This is a genomic window from Thioalkalivibrio sp. ALMg13-2 (genome assembly GCF_000381185.1).
Classification (GTDB): domain Bacteria; phylum Pseudomonadota; class Gammaproteobacteria; order Ectothiorhodospirales; family Ectothiorhodospiraceae; genus Thioalkalivibrio; species Thioalkalivibrio versutus.
The window spans coordinates 166,657-184,968 of the sequence record NZ_KB906102.1; the positions used below are offsets into that span (position 1 = coordinate 166,657).

Annotated in this window: 15 protein-coding genes, 1 tRNA gene and 1 other RNA gene; 9 read left to right on the top strand and 8 right to left on the bottom strand. The window is 66.8% G+C overall.

Annotated elements, in window-relative coordinates; all coding sequences use genetic code 11:
• Nucleotides 1–5 precede the first annotated feature (5 nt).
• The 7 genes from F618_RS0103475 to F618_RS0103505 are packed head-to-tail and all read left to right on the top strand — an operon-like array spanning nt 6 to nt 7,817.
• Entirely contained in the window at nt 6–2,255 is a 2,250-nt protein-coding gene (locus F618_RS0103475; RefSeq protein ID WP_019567757.1) for an LPS-assembly protein LptD, read from the top strand.
• Nucleotides 2,239–3,681, top strand: coding sequence for a peptidylprolyl isomerase (locus tag F618_RS0103480; RefSeq protein WP_019567758.1), 1,443 nt, complete (start codon nt 2,239–2,241; stop codon nt 3,679–3,681). The genes F618_RS0103475 and F618_RS0103480 overlap by 17 nt, the downstream gene beginning before the upstream one ends.
• Nucleotides 3,647–4,705: a 4-hydroxythreonine-4-phosphate dehydrogenase PdxA gene (pdxA, locus tag F618_RS0103485; RefSeq protein WP_019567759.1), complete on the top strand. Its 1,059-nt coding sequence runs from the start codon at nt 3,647–3,649 to the stop codon at nt 4,703–4,705. The genes F618_RS0103480 and pdxA overlap by 35 nt, the downstream gene beginning before the upstream one ends.
• Nucleotides 4,702–5,505: a 16S rRNA (adenine(1518)-N(6)/adenine(1519)-N(6))-dimethyltransferase RsmA gene (gene rsmA / locus F618_RS0103490; protein ID WP_018938391.1), complete on the top strand. Its 804-nt coding sequence runs from the start codon at nt 4,702–4,704 to the stop codon at nt 5,503–5,505. Before pdxA ends, rsmA begins: the two co-directional genes overlap by 4 nt.
• Nucleotides 5,506–5,539: 34 nt before the next feature.
• Entirely contained in the window at nt 5,540–6,517 is a 978-nt protein-coding gene (locus F618_RS0103495) for a glucokinase (protein ID WP_019567760.1), read from the top strand.
• Between the two features lie 58 nt (nt 6,518–6,575).
• Nucleotides 6,576–6,974: a Co2+/Mg2+ efflux protein ApaG gene (apaG, locus tag F618_RS0103500; protein ID WP_018144096.1), complete on the top strand. Its 399-nt coding sequence runs from the start codon at nt 6,576–6,578 to the stop codon at nt 6,972–6,974.
• A 9-nt stretch (nt 6,975–6,983) separates the two neighbouring features.
• Nucleotides 6,984–7,817 carry a symmetrical bis(5'-nucleosyl)-tetraphosphatase gene (locus F618_RS0103505; RefSeq protein ID WP_019567761.1) on the top strand — a complete coding sequence of 278 codons (834 nt, stop codon included), beginning with the start codon at nt 6,984–6,986 and terminating at the stop codon, nt 7,815–7,817.
• 264 nt (nt 7,818–8,081) lie between these two features.
• Here F618_RS0103505 and F618_RS16315 read toward each other — a convergent pair whose 3' ends face one another.
• Nucleotides 8,082–8,354, bottom strand: a complete 273-nt coding sequence (locus F618_RS16315; protein ID WP_155997982.1) for a hypothetical protein — start codon at nt 8,352–8,354, stop codon at nt 8,082–8,084.
• Nucleotides 8,355–8,805: 451 nt separating this feature from the next.
• Nucleotides 8,806–10,320, bottom strand: a complete 1,515-nt coding sequence (gene ilvA, locus F618_RS0103510) for a threonine ammonia-lyase, biosynthetic (protein WP_018938388.1) — start codon at nt 10,318–10,320, stop codon at nt 8,806–8,808.
• A 103-nt stretch (nt 10,321–10,423) separates the two neighbouring features.
• On the opposite strand from ilvA, the gene rpiA reads away from it, so the two are divergent.
• Both rpiA and F618_RS0103520 read left to right on the top strand, forming a co-directional pair.
• Nucleotides 10,424–11,086 carry a ribose-5-phosphate isomerase RpiA gene (gene rpiA, locus F618_RS0103515; RefSeq protein ID WP_026313012.1) on the top strand — a complete coding sequence of 221 codons (663 nt, stop codon included), beginning with the start codon at nt 10,424–10,426 and terminating at the stop codon, nt 11,084–11,086.
• A 19-nt stretch (nt 11,087–11,105) separates the two neighbouring features.
• Nucleotides 11,106–11,315 (top strand): DUF2905 domain-containing protein, encoded by a 210-nt coding sequence (locus F618_RS0103520; protein WP_018952089.1) that lies wholly within the window; start codon nt 11,106–11,108, stop codon nt 11,313–11,315.
• 72 nt (nt 11,316–11,387) lie between these two features.
• Here the strand turns inward: F618_RS0103520 and F618_RS0103525 are convergent, their stop codons facing one another.
• The 6 genes from F618_RS0103525 to F618_RS0103545 all read right to left on the bottom strand — a co-directional run bounded on the left by F618_RS0103525 (nt 11,388) and on the right by F618_RS0103545 (nt 18,303).
• Nucleotides 11,388–12,221, bottom strand: a complete 834-nt coding sequence (locus tag F618_RS0103525; RefSeq protein ID WP_026331130.1) for a rhodanese-like domain-containing protein — start codon at nt 12,219–12,221, stop codon at nt 11,388–11,390.
• A gap of 186 nt (nt 12,222–12,407) precedes the next feature.
• A complete protein-coding gene (locus tag F618_RS0103530) occupies nt 12,408–16,250 on the bottom strand; it encodes a DUF3683 domain-containing protein (RefSeq protein ID WP_019567763.1) in 3,843 nt (1,280 codons plus the stop codon).
• 181 nt (nt 16,251–16,431) lie between these two features.
• Nucleotides 16,432–16,581, bottom strand: a complete 150-nt coding sequence (locus F618_RS15335) for a DUF3096 domain-containing protein (RefSeq protein WP_018144103.1) — start codon at nt 16,579–16,581, stop codon at nt 16,432–16,434.
• Nucleotides 16,582–16,669: 88 nt separating this feature from the next.
• Nucleotides 16,670–17,587, bottom strand: a complete 918-nt coding sequence (locus tag F618_RS0103540; RefSeq protein WP_019567764.1) for an MBL fold metallo-hydrolase — start codon at nt 17,585–17,587, stop codon at nt 16,670–16,672.
• A 470-nt stretch (nt 17,588–18,057) separates the two neighbouring features.
• A non-coding RNA gene (locus F618_RS15340) (RtT sRNA) lies at nt 18,058–18,193 on the bottom strand.
• A 36-nt stretch (nt 18,194–18,229) separates the two neighbouring features.
• Nucleotides 18,230–18,303 (bottom strand) — tRNA-Gln (locus tag F618_RS0103545).
• Nucleotides 18,304–18,312: the final 9 nt, after the last annotated feature.

Consider the following 18,312-nt stretch of genomic DNA (forward strand, 5'->3'; position numbering starts at 1 on the left):
TCGGGATGAGCCGCCGGCCCGCCAGCTCCGCGCCTCGCCGTCACCCGATCGCGCGGCAGGTCGCGGTGAGCCTGGGCTTGGCGGCCGCCGGCCTGATCCCCGTAACCGTTCCCGCCGACGACCGCCCGTCGGGATGCGCGTTTGCCCCGGGGATCGAATGGCCCGAGCTGCGTACCCTCGAGGGCGGCCTGACCGAGATTGACGCCGATCACGTCCGCCGCGATGGCGAACGCATCTCGGCCACGGGCAACGTGCACCTGTTCGAGGCCGGGCGACGCCTGGATACCGACTTCCTCGAATACGATCGCGCCTCCGGCACTGCGCGCACCGAGGGCGACACCCGGCTGTTCGACGGCGACCTGCTGCTGCACACCGAGGGCGGCGAATATCGCCTGGACGCGGCGACCGGCGAGTTCCGCCGAATCGATTTCCTGGTGCAGTCCATCCCGGCACGCGGTAGCGCCGAACGCGGCGTTCAGCATGCCCCGCACCTCCACGACTTCGAGGACGCCGAATACACCACCTGCCCAGTGGGCAACGACTCCTGGTGGCTGCGCACCGGCGACCTGGAGCTGGACCGCGAAAGCGGCGTCGGCGTGGCCCGCAACGCGACGATCCGTTTCAAGGGTGTGCCCATCGCCTACACCCCGTACATCAACTTCCCACTGGATGATCGCCGCAAGAGTGGCTTCCTGCTGCCCAGTGCGGGTACCGGCGGGCGCACCGGGTTCGATCTCGCGACGCCCTGGTACTGGAACATCGCGCCCAATTACGACGCGACATTTACCCCGCGCATCATGGCCGACCGCGGGGTAATGCTGGGCACCGAGTTCCGCTATCTGCAGCCCCGGCACAATGGTGTGCTTGACGTCCGCTACCTGCCGGATGACCGCGAGACCGGCGAAGACCGCCACTTCGCCCAGTGGCGCCACCAGACCCGGATCACCTCCAACCTGAACCTGCGCCTCGACGTCGCGGATGTCTCCGATCGGGAATACTTCTTCGATTTCGGCAACTCCGACCGCTACGCCGGTTCCACGCCCTACCTGCGACGCTCCGCCGACCTGACCTGGAACCAGCCGGCCTATCGCCTGCGCACGCGCATCGAGGACTACCAGATCGTCGACCCCGAGCTGAGTGCCGCCGGCGAGCCCTACCAGCGCCTGCCGCAGATCACCCTGGAGGCCGGGGAATACCTGGGCCACGGCCTGTCCTGGGACCTCGACACCGAACTGGTGCGTTTCGAGCGCAGTGAAGATCAGTCCGGGCGCCCGCTGGGCACCCGGCTCGACCTGAACCCCGAGGTGCGCTGGCGCCATGACACCGGCGGCTTCTTCTTCGAACCCGCCTTCGGGGTCCGTCACACCCGCTACGAGCTGGACCGCCGCGGCCGGACCGGTCCGGAATCGATCAGCCGCACCGTGCCGCGCGCCTCCATCGACACCGGACTGATCTTCGAACGTCCGATCGCGGACGGCCAGCGCCTGCAGACCCTCGAACCGCGCATCTTCTACGGCTACGTGCCCTACCGCGACCAGAATGACATCCCGATCTTCGATACCGGCGAGGCCGACTTCAGCTTCGACAACCTGTTCAGCCTGGACCGCTTCGTCGGCGCCGACCGGGTGGGCGACACCCATCAGGTCACCACGGCCCTGACCACGCGCATCTTCGACCAGCAGACCGGGCGCGAACGCCTGAGCCTGTCTGCCGGGCAGATCCACTATCTGGAAGACCGCGAGGTCCGCCGGCGCCCGGGAGATGACCCACTATCCGAGTCACGCTCCGATCTCGCGCTGGAAGGCCGGGTCCGCATCGGCGATGCATGGGACGGCCGCGGATCCATCCTCTACAACCAGGATTCCGGCGAGACCACCCTGGCGGCGGTCTCGGTCGGCTACAGCCCGCGCGAACGCGCCCGGATCAACGTGGGCTACCGCCAGCGCGAGGCCGGCGCCCGCTCCATCGACCAGACCGATGTCTCCGTGATGTGGCCGGTCACCGAGCGCATCGACGCCATCGGGCGCTGGAACTACAGCCTGCAGGAGGAACGCGATCTCGAACTTCTGGCCGGGCTTCAGTATCGTAGTTGCTGCTATGGTATCCGCGTGGTCGCACGCCGCGCGTACTCCTTCGACGAGACCTACGACAACTCGATCTACTTCCAACTCACGCTGGACGGCCTGGCACGGTTCGATTCCGGCGTGGATTCGCTATTGCGCGAGGGTATTGCCGGATATGACGCACGTCCCTGAACAACGCCGCCGCGGCAAGGCCCGCGCCCTGCTGCCGCTGCTGGCCGCCCTGGTCTACGGCCTCGGCCTGCCGGCGATGGGCCAGACGACCGCGCCCGCGGCCGGCGACCTCTCGCAGGGCGCGGTCGAGGCCCCGGTCACCCCCGGGGCCGCCCGCGACAGCGGGGCCCCGGCCGCCCCCATCACCCCGGAGGGCGACCGCTTCACCGACCGCATCCTGGCCGTGGTGGGCGACGACGTGATCACCCAGCGCGAGCTGGTGGAACGCATGAACCTGATCGCCCAGCAGATGGTCGAGCGCGGCACCCGCCCGCCGGATCAGGACACCCTGGCGCGGCAGGTCATGGAGCGCCTGATCGTCGAGCGCGTGCAGCTGCAGGAAGCCGAGCGCGTCGGCATCAATATCGACGAGATGACCCTGAACCGCGCGATGGAAAACATCGCCCGCGAGAACCGCATGACCCTGCCGCAACTGCGCCAGGCCCTGATGCAGGACGGGGTGGACTTCAACGCCTTTCGCGAACAGATCCGCCACGAACTGACCGTGAACCAGCTGCAGCGCCGCCAGGTCGATCAGCGCATCCGCGTCTCCGACCCGGAGATCGCCGACCTGATCGCCTCCGAGAGCGGCGCGATCGACCGCGGCGTGCGCTACCGCATCGCACAGATCATGGTCCCCCTGCCCCAGGGCGCGGATGCCAGCCAGATCGCCGAGGCACGCGAGAAGGCCGAAGCGCTGCGCCAGCGCGTGCGCGAGGGCGAGGACTTCGCCACCGTCGCGATCAGCGAGTCCCAAGGCCCTCAGGCCCTGGAAGGCGGCGACCTCGGCTGGCGCTCGGCCGGCGAAATCCCCGGCATGTTCGCCCGCGAAGCGGTGCTGATGCGCACAGGCGAGATCAGCGAGGTCCTGCGCTCGCCCGGCGGCTTCCACATCATGAAACTGCTGGACCGCGAGGGCGGCGACCAGACGCGCGTGCAGCAGACCCGCGTGCGCCATATCCTGATCAGCCCGGACCAGGTGCGCAGCGACGAGGACGCCCGCCGCCAGGCGCAGTCGCTATACAACCGCATCCGCGAGGGCGCGAGCTTCGAGGACCTGGCACGCGCCAACTCGGACGACCCCGGCTCGGCCGCCCAGGGCGGCGCCCTCGGCTGGGTCAGCCCGGGCGAACTGGTGCCCGGCTTCGAGGAGGCCATGGACGCCCTGGAACCGGGCGTGGCCAGCGAACCGGTGGAGAGCCAGTTCGGCTGGCACATCATCGAGGTCCTGGAACGCCGCGAGGTCGACACCTCGCGCGAACAGATCCGGGCCCGTGCCCGCGAGATCCTGCAAAACCGCAAGCGCGAGGAAGAACTCGAGTTGTGGCTGCGCCGCCTGCGGGACGAGGCCTATGTCGAATACCGGGTCGACGGCTTCGGCTCCTGATCCGCGCGGGGCCCACGCGGTCCCGCGCCTGGCCCTGACCGCCGGCGACCCCGCCGGCATCGGGCCCGATCTCCTGATCGCAATGGCCCGGCAGCGCGGCCACGCGCAGCGCGTCGCCATCGCCGACCCGGACGTCCTCGAGGCCCGTGCCCGCCAGCTCGGCGAGTCCCTGCGCCTGATCCACTTCGACCCGGAACGCCCGCGCGCGGTCACCCCGGCCCACACCCTGGAGATCCTGCCCGTACCGGTGGCAACCCCGGTGGTCGCCGGCACCCTGGACCCGGCCAACGCCGAGCACGTGCTGGCCTTGCTGGCCACGGCCGCCGCCGGCTGCCTCGACGGCACCTTCGAGGCGATGGTCACCGGTCCGGTGCACAAGGGCATAATCAACCGCGCCGGGATCGCCTTCAGTGGTCACACCGAGTGGCTTGCCGAGCGCGCCGGCGCGCCGATGCCGGTGATGCTGCTGGCCACCGAGGGCCTGCGGGTCGCGCTGGTCACCACCCACCTGCCACTGCGCGCGGTCCCCGACGCCATCAGCGCAGACCGCCTGGAGGCCGTGACCCGCGTCCTGCATCACGACCTGCAGCGCGACTTCGGTATCGCCGACCCGGTGATCGCCGTCTGCGGGCTGAACCCGCATGCCGGCGAGGATGGTGTCCTCGGACGCGAGGAGATCGAGATCATCACCCCCACCCTGGACCGCCTGCGGGAAGCCGGCATGCGTCTGCGCGGGCCACTCCCGGCCGACACCGCATTCACCCCGCGCGCCCTGCACGGCGTCGACGCCGTGCTCGCCATGTACCACGATCAAGGACTGCCGGTGCTCAAGCATGCCGGCTTCGGCAGCGCCATCAATGTCACCCTGGGCCTGCCCTTCATCCGCACCTCGGTGGACCACGGCACGGCACTGGATCTGGCCGGCACCGGGCGCGCCGAGGTCGGCAGCTTCCAGGCCGCCGAACGCCTGGCCGAAACCCTCGCGGCGCGAGCCGCCGCACGCCGGAGCACCCCCAGGGCATGACCCGAATCAAGACCTCGTCGCCGATCCGCAAGCGTTTCGGCCAGAACTTCCTCCACGATGCCGGCATCCTCGCGCGCATCGTCGCGGCGATCGCCCCGCAACCCGGCGATGCCGTGCTGGAGATCGGTCCTGGCCGTGGCGCCCTGACGGCCGCCCTGCTGGAGCGCCTGGAGCATCTGGTCGCGGTGGAGATCGACCGCGACCTGGCGGCCGGCCTGCGCGCCGGCTTCCCCCCAGAACGCCTGGACCTGCACGTGGGCGACGCCCTGCATATGCAGCTATCCGACCTCGGCGCGTTGCCCGAGCGGGGCTGGCGTGTGGTCGGCAATCTGCCCTATAACATCTCCACCCCGTTGATGTTCCACCTGCTGGATCAGGTCGGCGCCATCCGCGACATGCACTTCCTGCTGCAACGCGAGGTCGTGGAGCGCATGACTGCCGCCCCCGGCAGCAAGCGCTACGGGCGCCTGACGGTGATGCTGGCCGCCCGCGCCGAGGCGACCGCCCTGTTCACCGTGCCCCCCGGGGCCTTCCACCCCCCACCCAAGGTCTACTCCAGCGTCGTGCGCATCACGCCCCTGGCCGAACCGCGCGTCGCGCCGACGCTGTACCCAACCTTCGCGCGGGTGGTCAACCAGGCATTCTCCAGCCGCCGCAAGACCCTGCGCCGCGGTCTCTCCGGCCTGGCCGAGATCGCCGACCTCGAGGCCGCCGGCCTGGATCCGGGCGAGCGCCCGGAGAACATCGACATCACCGGCTTCGAAGCCCTGGCTCGACGCCTCCACCCCGCCACCCCCTGAACAGCCGGCGGCCGCGATCCGCTACCATGGGCCCATGGACCTGATCGTTGCCGATGTTGGCGGGACCAATACCCGCGTTGCCCGCGCCCACCGCGATGCGGACGGATGGTCTTTGCACGAGGGCGAGCGCTACCGCAGCCGCGAACACCCCGACCTGGCCAGCATCCTCGGACGCTGGCGCACCGAGGTTGCGACAGTGGATACCTTTGCTGCGGCGGGTCTGGCGGTGGCCGGCCCCGTGCATCACGGCCGGGCGCGCGTCACGAACCTGCCCTGGCCAGCGCTGGACACCACCACGCTCGCGGATCACCTGGGGCTGCCCGTCACTCTGTTGAATGACTTTGCCGCCATCGGCGCGAGCCTCGACGCCCTGCAGCCACAGGACTACGAAACCCTGCAGGAAGGAACGCACGATCCCGCCGGCCTGCGCCTGGTCGCGGGCGCCGGTACCGGGCTCGGCACCTGTCTGGTGGGCCCGCCCGGCGCCGCCACCATCTTTCCCGGCGAGGGCGGCCACGCGCGCTTCTCGCCCAGCGGGGCGGAGGAGGCCGCACTGGGCGATTTCGTAGCCCGCGAACTGGGATACTGCACACGCGAGCATCTGCTCAGCGGTCGTGGAATCGCCCGCATCGGGCATTTCGAGCTCGACCGCCAGCCTGACCCCGAATTGGCACAGGCCCTGGAGACCGCCGAACCCGCCGCGGCGATTGGCGAACTGGCGCTCGCCGGGCACCCCGCGGCTCAAGCCGTCATCGATCGCTTCGTCGGCATCTACGCCGGGCAACTGGCGGACATGGCCCTGACCGCACTCCCCACCGGGGGGGTCTTCCTGGCCGGTGGCATCGCCCCGCGCTGGCTCGAGGCATTCCGCGGACCACGCTTTCGTAGCACCTTCCGTAATCGCCCACCGATGACCCACTTGCTTGAGCAATTGCCCGTGGCCCTTATCATGAACCCCGAACCGGGCCTGCTCGGCGCTGCCGTTTACGCCAGCCGGTCCGTGAAACCCTGATGCCGGGCCTGCCCCGCGCACGGGCGTTTCCCGCTCACGAATCTGGAGCCGCAACCGCATGAACCAGCCCCAAGAGCACGACACCGAAGCCCACACCATCGAGATCGAGGTCTCCACTGCCTATGTGGAAGACCAGTCGGAACCCGATGACGACCGCTATGTCTTCGCCTATCACGTGGTGATCCGCAACGCGGGGGCGCTGACCGTGCAACTGCTCAACCGCCACTGGATCATCCGCGATGGCCGCGACCAGACGCAGGAGGTACGCGGCGAGGGCGTGATCGGGGAACAGCCCAGCATCGAGCCCGGTGACAGTTTCGAGTACACCAGTGGCACGGTGATCGAGACCCCGGTGGGCACCATGGAAGGCAGCTACGGCATGCGCGACGAACGCGGCAACACCTTCGACGCGCCAATCCCGCCGTTCACCCTATCCGTCCCGCGCACGCTGCACTAGGCCGGCCCGATGGCCCTCTACGCAGTCGGCGACCTCCAGGGCTGCCTGGCCCCGCTGGAACGCCTGCTGGAGCAGGTGCGCTTCGACCCGGCGGCCGACCATCTATGGCTGGTCGGCGACCTGGTCAACCGTGGCCCGGACTCGCTCGGCTGCCTGCGCCGGGTCCGAGCGCTGGGGGATGCCGCGACCACAGTACTGGGCAACCACGACCTGCACCTGCTGGCCACCGCGGAAGGCGTGCGCCCCCCCGGCGGCAAGGACACCCTGCGCCCGGTGCTGGACGCCCCGGATGCCGCCGACCTGCTGGACTGGCTGGCGCGGCGCCCGCTACTGCATTCCGACGCGTCCAGCGGCTGGACCCTGGTGCATGCGGGCCTCCCGCCGGCCTGGGACCCGGACACAGCGCAGACCGAGGCACGGCGCGTGGAGGCCGATCTACGCGACCCCGCCCGCCGTCAGGCGCTGTTCGAGGTCATGTACGGCGATGAACCGACGCTGTGGGGCCCCGATCTCGACGGCTACGACCGCTCCCGCTACACCATCAACGCCTTCACCCGCATGCGCTACATCACCGCCGACGGTGCGCTGGAATTCGCCGGCAACGGCCCGCCGGAAGAGGCCCCATCCGGCCTCACCCCCTGGTTCCAGGTACCCGGCCGCGCGGCCGCCGGCCACCCGATCGTGTTCGGCCACTGGGCCGCCCTCGGACATCGCGTCGGGCCGGACTGGCTGGCCCTGGACAGCGGCTGCGTCTGGGGCAACCGCATGACCCTCGCCCGCCTTGACAACACCGACGGCGATCCCGCCCGCGTGACGACCTGGCAAACGCCCTGCCCCGCCTGACCCGGCCGCTACCGCGCAGCACCTTCCAGGCACCCGCCTTCCATCCGGCCGCATATGCCATGTTGTGGCTGGCCATGGTTCATCGCTCGGTGTTTACGGTGGCTTCGGTCCGCATACTGCCATGCGCTCTCTCGCGAGCGCACCGCGAGGTACTTTCTTGCTTGCCCAAGAAAGTACCCTTCGAGGCGCACCCGGATTCCGCCCGGGAACCTTGCTCCAGGGTCCTCGGGCCGGCGGCGCTGAACTCGCTGCGCTGGGCTCCGCTCAGACATCCAGCGCCCCATGTCTATTCTTAACTGGCCGGCCCGAGGACCCTTCCGCAAGGGGCTCCATACGGGAGGCGAAGGTCAAAACCGACGGTATCCGGTAGGGTGCGGTTGAGCGCAGCGAAACGCACCGTTCCCCACGTCGTGCGAAACCCTGATGCGATTCGCTGCGCTCATCACATCCTACGCCCCCCGGCGCCCGCTGCGCGGGCGCGACACGCAACGGCCACAGGCCGAGCGTGCCGAAGATGTCCGAAGACCTAGCCATCATCCACTGGCAAGAACGCTGGGATAGCCGTTGTTTGGACCTGCCTCCCCGTTGTCGTCGCGCCGAGTGGAGAGGCTTTTCGCGGGACGATTCTAAATAGACACGGGGCGCTGGATGTCTGAGCGCAGCGCAGCGTAGCGAGTTCAGCGCCGCCCGCGAAAAGCCTCGGAGCGAGGGAAACCCCGGCCCGCGCAGCGGGCCGGGGTCGCGGCAGTCGGGCGTGTTTCTTGGGTACTTCTTTGCACGAGCAAAGAAGCCAGTTTTTGAGCGACAACGGGCGCGGCGCGCTGGCGAGTCAGCGCATGGCAGGCGGCGAACCGAAGCCACCGTAAAACACCGGAGGACGAACCAGGGCCAGCCACACGAAGGCAGGCGACCCCACACGCATCTGCGGCCCTAGAGATCGGACGAAGAGCCTGGTCTGCCTGGCCAGGGATCGCCAGGCGAGACGCAATCAGCGCAGAAAGAGGGAGTAGGCCGGATTCCCGGTCTCCTCGTGCCATGGATACCCGACCTCCTTCAGAAACTCGCGGAACCGCGCCCGATCCTCGGCGGGGATCTGCATGCCGACCAGCACGCGGCCATAGGCGGCACCATGGTTGCGATAGTGGAACAGGCTGATGTTCCAGGTCTGGCCCATGTGCGTCAGGAAATTCAGCAGCGCGCCGGGGCGCTCCGGGAACTCGAAGCGGTAGATCCGTTCGTTGCGGACCTCGCCACCGTGGCCGCCGACCATGTGCCGGAGGTGGAGCTTGGCCACCTCGTTCTCGGTCATGTCCAGAACGTCGTAACCCGCCTCCTCCAGGGCCGCCAGGATTTCCTGGCGCTCGGCGTCGCCCCCCTCCAGTTTGATACCGGCAAAGACCTGGGCCTTCTCGTCATCCGCGTAGCGGTAGTTGAATTCGGTGACCCCGCGCTTGCCGATGGCCTGACAGAACTGACGAAAGCTACCCGGACGCTCGGGGATGGTGACCGCAAACAGGGCCTCGCGATGCTCGCCGATCTCGGCGCGCTCGGCCACGTGGCGCAAGCGATCGAAGTTGATATTGGCCCCGCTGAGTACCGCCGCCAGGTTCGCGCCCTGCAGGCCCTCGCGCTGGATGTACTGCTTCATCCCGGCCACCGCGAGGGCCCCGGCCGGCTCGGCCACCACGCGGGTGTCATCGAAGATGTCCTTGATGGCCGCGCAAATGGAGTCGGTGTCCACGAGGAGGACCTCGTCAATCAGGTCGCGGCACAGACGGAAGGTCTCCTTGCCGACCTGACGCACAGCCGCACCGTCGGCAAAGATCCCGACCTGCTTGAGGGTGACCCGGCGGTTCTGTTGCAGCGCCTTGTACATCGAGGGCGCATCGTCCGGCTCCACGCCGATGACCTTGATCTCCGGACGCAGGCGCTTGATGTAGGCGGCCATGCCGGCCGCCAGTCCGCCCCCCCCGATGCACACGAACACCGCGTCCAGATGACCCGGGTGCTGGCGCAATAGCTCCATCGCCACCGTGCCCTGCCCGGCGATCACGTCGGGATCGTCGAACGGATGGATGAAGGTGTAGCCGTGTTTCTGTTCCAGTTCGCGGGCGTGGGCGGCCGCCTCGTCGAAGGAGTCGCCGTGCAGCACAGCCTTGCCACCGAACCGGCGCACCGCGTCGATCTTGATCGACGGCGTGGTCACTGGCATCACGATCACGGCCTTGATGCCGAGGTGACTGGCCCCCAGCGCAACCCCCTGCGCATGGTTGCCGGCGGAGGCGGCGACCACGCCCTTTGCGCGCTGCTCCGGGGTTAGCTGGGCGATCTTGTTGTAGGCGCCACGCAGCTTGAACGAGAACACCGGCTGCAGATCTTCGCGCTTCAGCCACAACGTGGAGCCAAGGCGCTCCGACAGATTCGGCATCGGGTCCAGTGGCGTCTCGCGCGCGACATCGTAGACGCGCGCCGTCAGGATCTTCTCGAGATAGGGGAATTTCATGCCCCAAACGATAGCATGCGAGGCCTTAACGCTTCCGCTTGTCCCGGGGACGGAGCAGTCGGTATCCTCAATGGGTTACGGACAGAATATTCGGGAGACGGTGATGAATCAGGACGAAATGAAAAAGGCGGTCGCCGAGGCGGCGCTGGAACGGATCGAGAGCGGCTGGATCGTGGGTGTGGGCACCGGTTCCACCGCGAACTACTTTATTGACGCCCTGGCCGGCATCAAGGGCAAGATCGATGGCGCCGTGGCCTCCAGCGAGGCCAGCGCCGAGCGCCTGCGCGGCCACGGTATCGAGGTACTGGACCTGAACTCCGCCGGTCCGCTGCCGATCTACGTCGACGGGGCCGACGAGGCGACCCGGCATCTGCACCTGACCAAGGGCGGCGGCGGCGCGCTGACCCGCGAAAAGATCGTCGCGGCGGCGTCGAAGACCTTCGTCTGCGTGGTCGACGAGACCAAGGTCGTCGATTATCTCGGCGCCTTCCCGCTACCGATCGAGGTCATCCCGATGGCGCGCAGCCACGTGGCCCGCGCCCTGTCGAAGCTGGGCGGCAACCCGGAACTGCGCGAGGGCTTCAAGACCGACAACGGCAACGTGATTCTCGACGTGCACAACCTGCGCATCATGAACCCGGTTGAGCTCGAATCCGAGCTGGACCATATCGCCGGCGTCGTGACCAACGGACTGTTCGCCCGCCGTTCGGCGGATGTCATGCTGGTGGGCTCCGCCTCGGGCGTCGAGGAGATGACCGCCGGTTAAGCGGGTCGAGTCCGCCACGGTGACCGCGACGGGCAAATGGCTGATCATCATCGGCGGGCTGATCGTCCTGATCGGTCTGCTGTGGCCGTGGCTCGGAAAAATCCCCTGGGGCCGGCTCCCGGGTGACATCGTGATCGAACGCGAGAACGCCCGCTTCTACTTCCCGCTCACCACGATGATCATCGTCAGCGTGGGGATCACGATCCTCCTGGCGCTGTTTCGTCGCTGATACCGCTCCAAAAAAAGGCCGGGATCATACGATCCCGGCCTTTTTAACGTGGGCAAGCGGTGAGACGGACAATCAGCGCGTCATCACCTCGTCGTAGAACTGCTGCAGGCCGCCTTCCAGGAAGTGGTAGTTCTCGATGCCGCGTTCCTCCAGGTGATACTGCAACCAGCGCACCTGCTGACCGTTCTGGTCGAAGATCAACAGCGCATCACCATCCCTGTTGGCCTGGCCGAGGATGCGGTTAAGCGTATCGATGTTCTCCAACGGGGCCGACATCTCGCGCCCGGCAAACAGCGAGATCTCGTCACGCTCCTCGTTGCCGCGCACGTCCAGCACCACCGCATTGTCGTCGTTGCGAACACGACGGGCGAAGGTGTCGGCATCCAGCAACCGCGCCTCGAAGGCCTCGTCCGTGTTGAGTTGGGTCTCGGGGTCCTCGATCGGCTCGCCGCGGAGCATGGCCAGCCCCGGGTAGCGGTCTGCCCAGTCCGCGACACCGGCGTCATAGGCCTGGGTCGGGCCGAGCCCGGCCGCGTTGGCCCGCGCGGCAGCGCGATAGGACATGTAGCTCTCGCGCCCGTTGCAGTAGAACACCAGGGGCCCGCCATGCTGCTCTTCCAGGGCCCGTACCTGATCCTCGAAATCCGGGGCGCCCAGCGGTACATGATGGGCCCCCTCGATGTGCAGGATGTCGTATTCCAGACGCGGGCGGACATCGATCACCGTGGAGCGCGACAACTGGCCCCGCAGATCGAACAGGTCCACGGCATCCACGCCGAATCGCTCGTAAAGACTGCGGCCGGGGAATTCGACAAAGGCCTGGGCACTGGCCACGACGGGGGCCGCCGCCAGCCCGAAACAAAGGGCCATGACGGCGAGACGGGGACTCAAAGAGCGAAAGGTCATGCGAACTCCCTTGCATGGACGGGTGGACATGCCGCATACACTGCCGCGGCCTTGACGGGCATTGCGTACGCCCGATGGGGCGACGCGACGTGACGATCCTTTATTCCGTCGCGACCGCCCGGTGCCCCCGATTGTAGCCAACCCGGGCGGGCCATGTGCAGCACCCGCTTGTGCCGGCTCCAAGCCCTACAGCAGGACCTTCTCGATCCCACCCTCGCGGGCCCGTTCGATGAAGGCCTTCTGCCAGCCATCGCCCATCAGACGGTTGGCCATCTCCACCACGATGTAGTCGGTATCCATCCCGGTATCCTCGCGATAGCGCTCCAGGCCCTGCTGGCAAGCCGGGCAGGAGGTCAGCATCTTCACGTTGCCGTCCTTCGCCTTCTCCTCTCCGGTCAGCTCCTTGATGCCCTTGTGCAGCTCTTCCTGCTTGCGGAAGCGCACCTGGGTGGCGATATCCGGACGGCTGATCGCAAAGGTCCCGGCCTCGCCACAGCAACGGTCGGACTGCAGGACCTCCTGACCCAGCAGCTTGGCCGCGACGTCGGTCGGCTTGTGCGACTTCATCGGCGAATGGCAGGGATCGTGGTACATGTACTGCACGCCCTCGAGCCCCTCGAGATGGACACCCTTCTCCATCAGGTACTCGTGGATGTCCAGCAACCGGCAACCCGGGAAGATCCGCTCGAACTCGTATTTCAGGAGCTGATCCATGCAGGTGCCACAGGACACCACGACGGTCTTGATGTCGAGGTAGTTGAGCGTGGTCGCGAGGCGATGGAACAGTACCCGGTTCTCGGTACTGATCTGCTGGCCCTTCTCGAAATCGCCACCGGCATTCTGCGGATACCCGCAGCACAGGTAGCCCGGCGGCAGCACGGTCTGCGCGCCGACGTCGTAGAGCATGGCGAGCGTAGCCAGGCCCACCTGGCTGAACAGGCGCTCGGAACCGCACCCGGGAAAGTAGAACACCGCATCCGAATCCAGATCGGTCTTCACCGGGTCGCGCAGGATCGGCACGTAGCGCGAATCCTCCAGCCCCAGCATCTGGCGGGTGGTCTGGCTCGGCAACCCGGCGGGCATCGGCTTTTTCACGAAGTGCACGACCTGCTCGTGCATCGGTGCCTTGCCGGTGGTCGAGCGCGGGGTCTTGCCCTCCCCGGTCAGGTTCAGCTTCTTGAATGCGAAATGCCCCAGGCGCTGGGCGGCATAGCCCATCTGGATCGCACCCTTGCGGATACCCTTGATGGTGGCCGGGTCCTTCGCGTTGAGGAAGGCCATGGACATCATCGTCGCCGGCGTCGCCTTGCGCTTGCCCTTCTTGTTCAGGATCGAACGCATGTGCATGGTCACGTCGCCAAAGTCGATGTCGACCGGGCACGGATTCAGGCACTTGTGGCAGATCGTGCAGTGATCCGCGACGTCGTTCATCTCCTCGAAGTGATTCAGCGACAGGCCGCGACGGGTCTGCTCCTCGTAGAGGAAGGCCTCGACGATCAGACCGGTCGCCAGGATCTTGTTGCGCGGCGAGTACAGCAGATTGGCGCGCGGGACGTGCGTGTTGCACACCGGCTTGCACTTGCCGCAACGCAGGCAGTCCTTGATCTCGTCGTTGAGATCGCCCAGCTCGCTTTGTTCAAGGATCAACGCCTCCTGCTTGACCAGGCGCAGCGACGGCGTATAGGCATTGGACAACCCGGAGCCCACCAGCAGCTTGCCGGCGTTGAACACGCCATTCGGGTCGACGTCCTTCTTGTACTTCGCGAACGACTCGATGCGTTCGGGCTCCAGATACTGCATCTTGGTCAGCCCGATCCCGTGCTCGCCGGAGATCACCCCATTGAGCTCGCGTGCCAGGCGCATCACTTCATCCACCAGGCGCTCGGCCTGGTGCATCATCTGGTAGTCATTGGAATTGACCGGGATGTTGGTGTGCACGTTGCCATCGCCCGCGTGCATGTGCAGGGCGATAAACAGGCGGCTGGTCAGTACCCGGTCGTGGATCGCGGTCAGCCGCTTGCGCACCGGCTCCAGCTGGTGCCCGCCAAAGATCTCGAACAGCGGGCGCTCGACCTCGGCGCGGTAGGAGATGCGCAGGCTGCGCCGCAGCAGCACATTGATGAGCTTGTCATGGTCGCGCAAATCCGCACGAGCGGGCTCGTCCAGCAGCTCGTCACATTCCGAGGCCTGGGTGAAGAAGTTGTCCGAGATTGCCTCCCAGCGCTTCTTCACCGTCTCCAGGACCTCCACCGCACGCTCGCGCTTGGCCTCGAACCACTGCTGGCCCTCGCCACCGGTGTCGTCCAGCAACTCGCGCAGCTCCGGATGGTCACCGCGCATGCACTCCTGCATCTCGTCGACCATCCGGAGCTTGTTCGTCAGCGACTCGCGCACGTTCAGGGTCTCGATCCCCTCGGTGTACTCCGCCAGGCGCTCCAGCGGGATCACCACGTCCTCGTTGATCTTGAACGCGTTGGTGTGGTGAGCAATCGCCGCGGTGCGGGCGCGATCCGCCCAGAAGCGCTTGCGCGCCTCGGGGCTGACCGCAACGAAACCCTCGCCATTGCGGGCGTTCGCCGCGCGCACCATCCTGGCCGCCAGCTTGCCCAGGGCATCCTCGTTGTCGGAGACAATGTCGGCGACCAGGACCATCTTCGGCAGGTCACCACGGGCGCCCTTCGGGGTGTACTTCACCGCGCGCACGTAGCGCTCGTCGAGATGCTCCAGACCCGCCAGCAGGACTTCGTCCTCGGCGTCCACCGCATCCTTGATCTCGACGATCGCCGGCACGGCCTGGTGCAGATCGGTCCCGTAGAACTCCAGACACACGGTGCGGATGTTGTCCGGCATCCGGTGCAGGATGAACTCGGCCGACGTAATCAGACCGTCGCAGCCTTCCTTCTGGATACCCGGCACGCCCATCAGGGTCTTGTCGGTCACGTCCTTGCCCAGCCCCAGCTTGCGGAAGCTCTGTCCCGGCATCTCCAGGATCTCGGGCTCGCCCTTCGGGGTCTTGCCGTCCGGCTGATAGCGGCTCACACGGAAGCGCACGATCTCGGCGTCGTGGATCTTGCCGAGGTTGTGGTCGAGGCGCTCGACATACATCCACTCCGCCTCGGGGGTCACCATGGTCCAGGCGGCCAGGTTGTCCAGCGCGGTACCCCACAGCACGGCCTTCTTGCCGCCAGCGTTCATCGCGACGTTGCCGCCGATGGTGGAGGCGTCCTGCGAGGTCGGATCCACCGCGAACACCAGACCGTTGCGATCGGCCAGCTCGGAGACGCGCTTGGTGACCACACCGGCCTCCACGCGCACCACCGGGACGTCACGCTCCACGCCCGGCAGGGGTCGGCGCTCGACCTCGCCCAGGCCTTCCAGCTTCTCGGTGTTGATGACCGCCGAGCGCTTGGACAGCGGGACGGCACTACCGGTGTAGCCGGTGCCACCGCCACGCGGGATCACCGTCAGGCCGAGCTCGATGCAGGCCGCGACCAGCGGGCCCATCTCTTCCTCGGAATCCGGGGTGAGCACCACGAACGGGAGCTCCACACGCCAGTCGGTCGCATCGGTCACGTGGGAGACCCGCGCCAGGCCGCCGAACTGGATGTTGTCCTTGTGCGTCAGGGCCTTCATGCGCTTGCGCACCTGATCGCGCAGCGCGGCGGTATCGGTGAACTCCTGCGCAAAGGCAGACACAGCCGCCTGCGCGCGCTGGCCCAGCTTGAGCGCCTTCTCGTTGCCGTCGGCCCGGGCCGTGATCTGGCCCAGACGATGCTGCATGGCATCAATCAGCGCCTTGCGGCGCTTCTTGTCCTCCAGCAGATCATCCTGGATGTACGGGTTTCGGGTGACCACCCACATGTCGCCCAGAACCTCGAACAGCATGCGCGCAGACACACCCGTCCGACGCTCCCCACGCAACTCATTGAGGAGGTCCCAGGTATCGGAACCCAGGAAACGGATAACGATTTCGCGGTCGGAGAATGAGGTGTAGTTATAGGGTATTTCTCGGACGCGTTCGGCGGTCATTGAGGCGTAGCCCCCCGATCAGAATGTGGCCAAAGAGTAACGGGTCCGCACGCCCTGCGCACGAAGTCGCACTGTTGGTCCATGCTTTTGGGCACCAAACTATCGGTGACGGAGACCTTTACGTCGCCAGGGCGGCGCTGATCGATTCACGCATCCGCGCTGGGGCCCCTTGAGCATCTCCCTAGAAATACGCCAGCAGGCCCAGCACCCCGATAACAATCAGATAGATCGCGACGATGTAGTTCAGCAGGCGGGGCCGGATCAGGATCAGGATGCCCGCCACCAGGGACAGGATGGCCATGAGCAGGCCCGGTTCAATATTCAGCGTCATTGGCGATCATTCCTTTCGCTTGTGGGATTCAGGGATACATCAAGGACCCGCAACGCACGCACCGACCGGGCTTCCCCTGGGGCCGAGCTCAAAAGAGCTTCTCTTCCATCTCCAGATAGACCGCGTTGGCGTTGCTGCGGTTGGTCTGTTCGAAGGCCGGCAGGTCTTCGTAGTCACTCCAGTCCATCGCGGAGTAGGCCTCGTCGAAGGAATCCATGTTCTCGACCGCCACGGCCATGTGCTCGCGCAGCTTCACCAGGTAGTCGCGGGTGAACCTGACCGCCCGGGCCGCCTGATCGGTCGCCTCGCCATGCCCCGGAATCAGGAACTTCAGGTCCATCTCCATCAACTCTTCCAGGCGCTTGACCCAGTTCTCCGAATCCAGCGCATCGTCGCCCAGAAACGGGATCCGGCCATCGAACACGATGTCGCCGGCGAACACCACGCCGGTCTCCTCCACCACCATGATGATGTCGTCCGGCGAGTGTGCGGGCCCCGCGTGCACGCACCGGAAGGTCTTCCCGCCGAGACGGATGGTGTACTCGTCCTCGAAGAATTCGTCCGGCGGAATGATCTGGGTGTCCTCGTCCACCCATGGGGCCAGCACGCCCCGGCGCTGCTCGAGCCGCGCCACCGCACCGGCGCCTCCCAGATAGTCCCGCGCGCGCGCCTGCCCGATGATCTTGGCATCGGTGTGGTCCGCGAACGCCTGCAGGCCATAGATGTGATCCGCGTGATAATGACCAGCAATCACGTACTTGATCGGCTGGTCGGTCACCTCGCGGATCCGGCGAATCATCTCGAAGCCAAGTGGCGGCGTCCCCAGGGCGTCATATACCACCACGCCCTCGTCGGTCACGACGAACCCCGCATTCGAGGTATGCCCCTCGTTGTCGGGATCCGGAATACCGGAGATCCCGATCATGTACCAGGTGTCCAGCCCTTCGACCTCGTGGGCTGTCACATCCACGCTGACCTGCTCGTAGGGATTCTCGGGTACCGACATGGTCAATCCTCTCTTCTCTGGCATTTTGATCGATCCGACCCAGTGCGGCCGGGTTCTGCGGAATTGGACGGAAAAAGGGCGGGAGAATTCCCTGCATTTCCCGATCACTGTCGAGGGATTGTAGCGGAGTCGGGAGCGGGGTTGACGGGATGCCGGGGTCCGGGCGTTTGTGGCTACCGGGGACCGGTCGCCAAGGTCGGCGGTGGCTGGCCATTTAAAGGCAGGGAGACCGGAAGCAGGGTCGGCGTCCACAAATCAGCGGGGCGGTGCCGAAACGTTCTGGCCCGAATCGTTGCCATGGCTGGAGGACCAGGATGATTCGGCGGTTGCGCCGCCTCACCCCTTCGGGGCTGCACACGCTGCGCGCGCGCAGTGCTTCGCCGCGCTTCGCCGAACCTTCCAGGTTCGAACCCTGGACACGCTCAAACAAACATAGAAAAGGGCCCCACGAGGGGGCCCTTCTCTATGTTTGGCTGGGGGACCAGGATTACTCGGCGCTATGCGCCTCGCCCTTCGGGCCAGCGCCGCATACGGCGCTGTTCGGCTCGGCTACGCCTCACCGTCGAACCTTGCAGGTTCTCATCCTGAAATCTTCCAGCCATTCATGAAAAAAGGCCCCACAAGGGGGCCTTCTTCCATGAATGGCTGGGGGACCAGGATTCGAACCTGGGTTGGCGGAGTCAGAGTCCGCAGTCCTACCGCTAGACGATCCCCCAGTAAACCGG

What these genes read in the sequence shown, in the direction of transcription:
- F618_RS0103480 (WP_019567758.1), top strand. Translation starts at nt 2,239, where the DNA reads ATGACGCACGTCCCTGAACAACGCCGCCGCGGCAAGGCCCGCGCCCTG.
- F618_RS0103540 (WP_019567764.1), bottom strand. Translation starts at nt 17,587, where the DNA reads ATGTCGGTACCCGAGAATCCCTACGAGCAGGTCAGCGTGGATGTGACA.
- apaG (WP_018144096.1), top strand. Translation starts at nt 6,576, where the DNA reads ATGAACCAGCCCCAAGAGCACGACACCGAAGCCCACACCATCGAGATC.
- F618_RS0103530 (WP_019567763.1), bottom strand. Translation starts at nt 16,250, where the DNA reads ATGACCGCCGAACGCGTCCGAGAAATACCCTATAACTACACCTCATTC.
- F618_RS0103475 (WP_019567757.1), top strand. Translation starts at nt 6, where the DNA reads ATGAGCCGCCGGCCCGCCAGCTCCGCGCCTCGCCGTCACCCGATCGCG.
- F618_RS0103525 (WP_026331130.1), bottom strand. Translation starts at nt 12,221, where the DNA reads ATGACCTTTCGCTCTTTGAGTCCCCGTCTCGCCGTCATGGCCCTTTGT.
- F618_RS15335 (WP_018144103.1), bottom strand. Translation starts at nt 16,581, where the DNA reads ATGACGCTGAATATTGAACCGGGCCTGCTCATGGCCATCCTGTCCCTG.
- pdxA (WP_019567759.1), top strand. Translation starts at nt 3,647, where the DNA reads ATGTCGAATACCGGGTCGACGGCTTCGGCTCCTGATCCGCGCGGGGCC.
- F618_RS16315 (WP_155997982.1), bottom strand. Translation starts at nt 8,354, where the DNA reads ATGATGGCTAGGTCTTCGGACATCTTCGGCACGCTCGGCCTGTGGCCG.
- ilvA (WP_018938388.1), bottom strand. Translation starts at nt 10,320, where the DNA reads ATGAAATTCCCCTATCTCGAGAAGATCCTGACGGCGCGCGTCTACGAT.
- rsmA (WP_018938391.1), top strand. Translation starts at nt 4,702, where the DNA reads ATGACCCGAATCAAGACCTCGTCGCCGATCCGCAAGCGTTTCGGCCAG.
- rpiA (WP_026313012.1), top strand. Translation starts at nt 10,424, where the DNA reads ATGAATCAGGACGAAATGAAAAAGGCGGTCGCCGAGGCGGCGCTGGAA.
- F618_RS0103495 (WP_019567760.1), top strand. Translation starts at nt 5,540, where the DNA reads ATGGACCTGATCGTTGCCGATGTTGGCGGGACCAATACCCGCGTTGCC.
- F618_RS0103505 (WP_019567761.1), top strand. Translation starts at nt 6,984, where the DNA reads ATGGCCCTCTACGCAGTCGGCGACCTCCAGGGCTGCCTGGCCCCGCTG.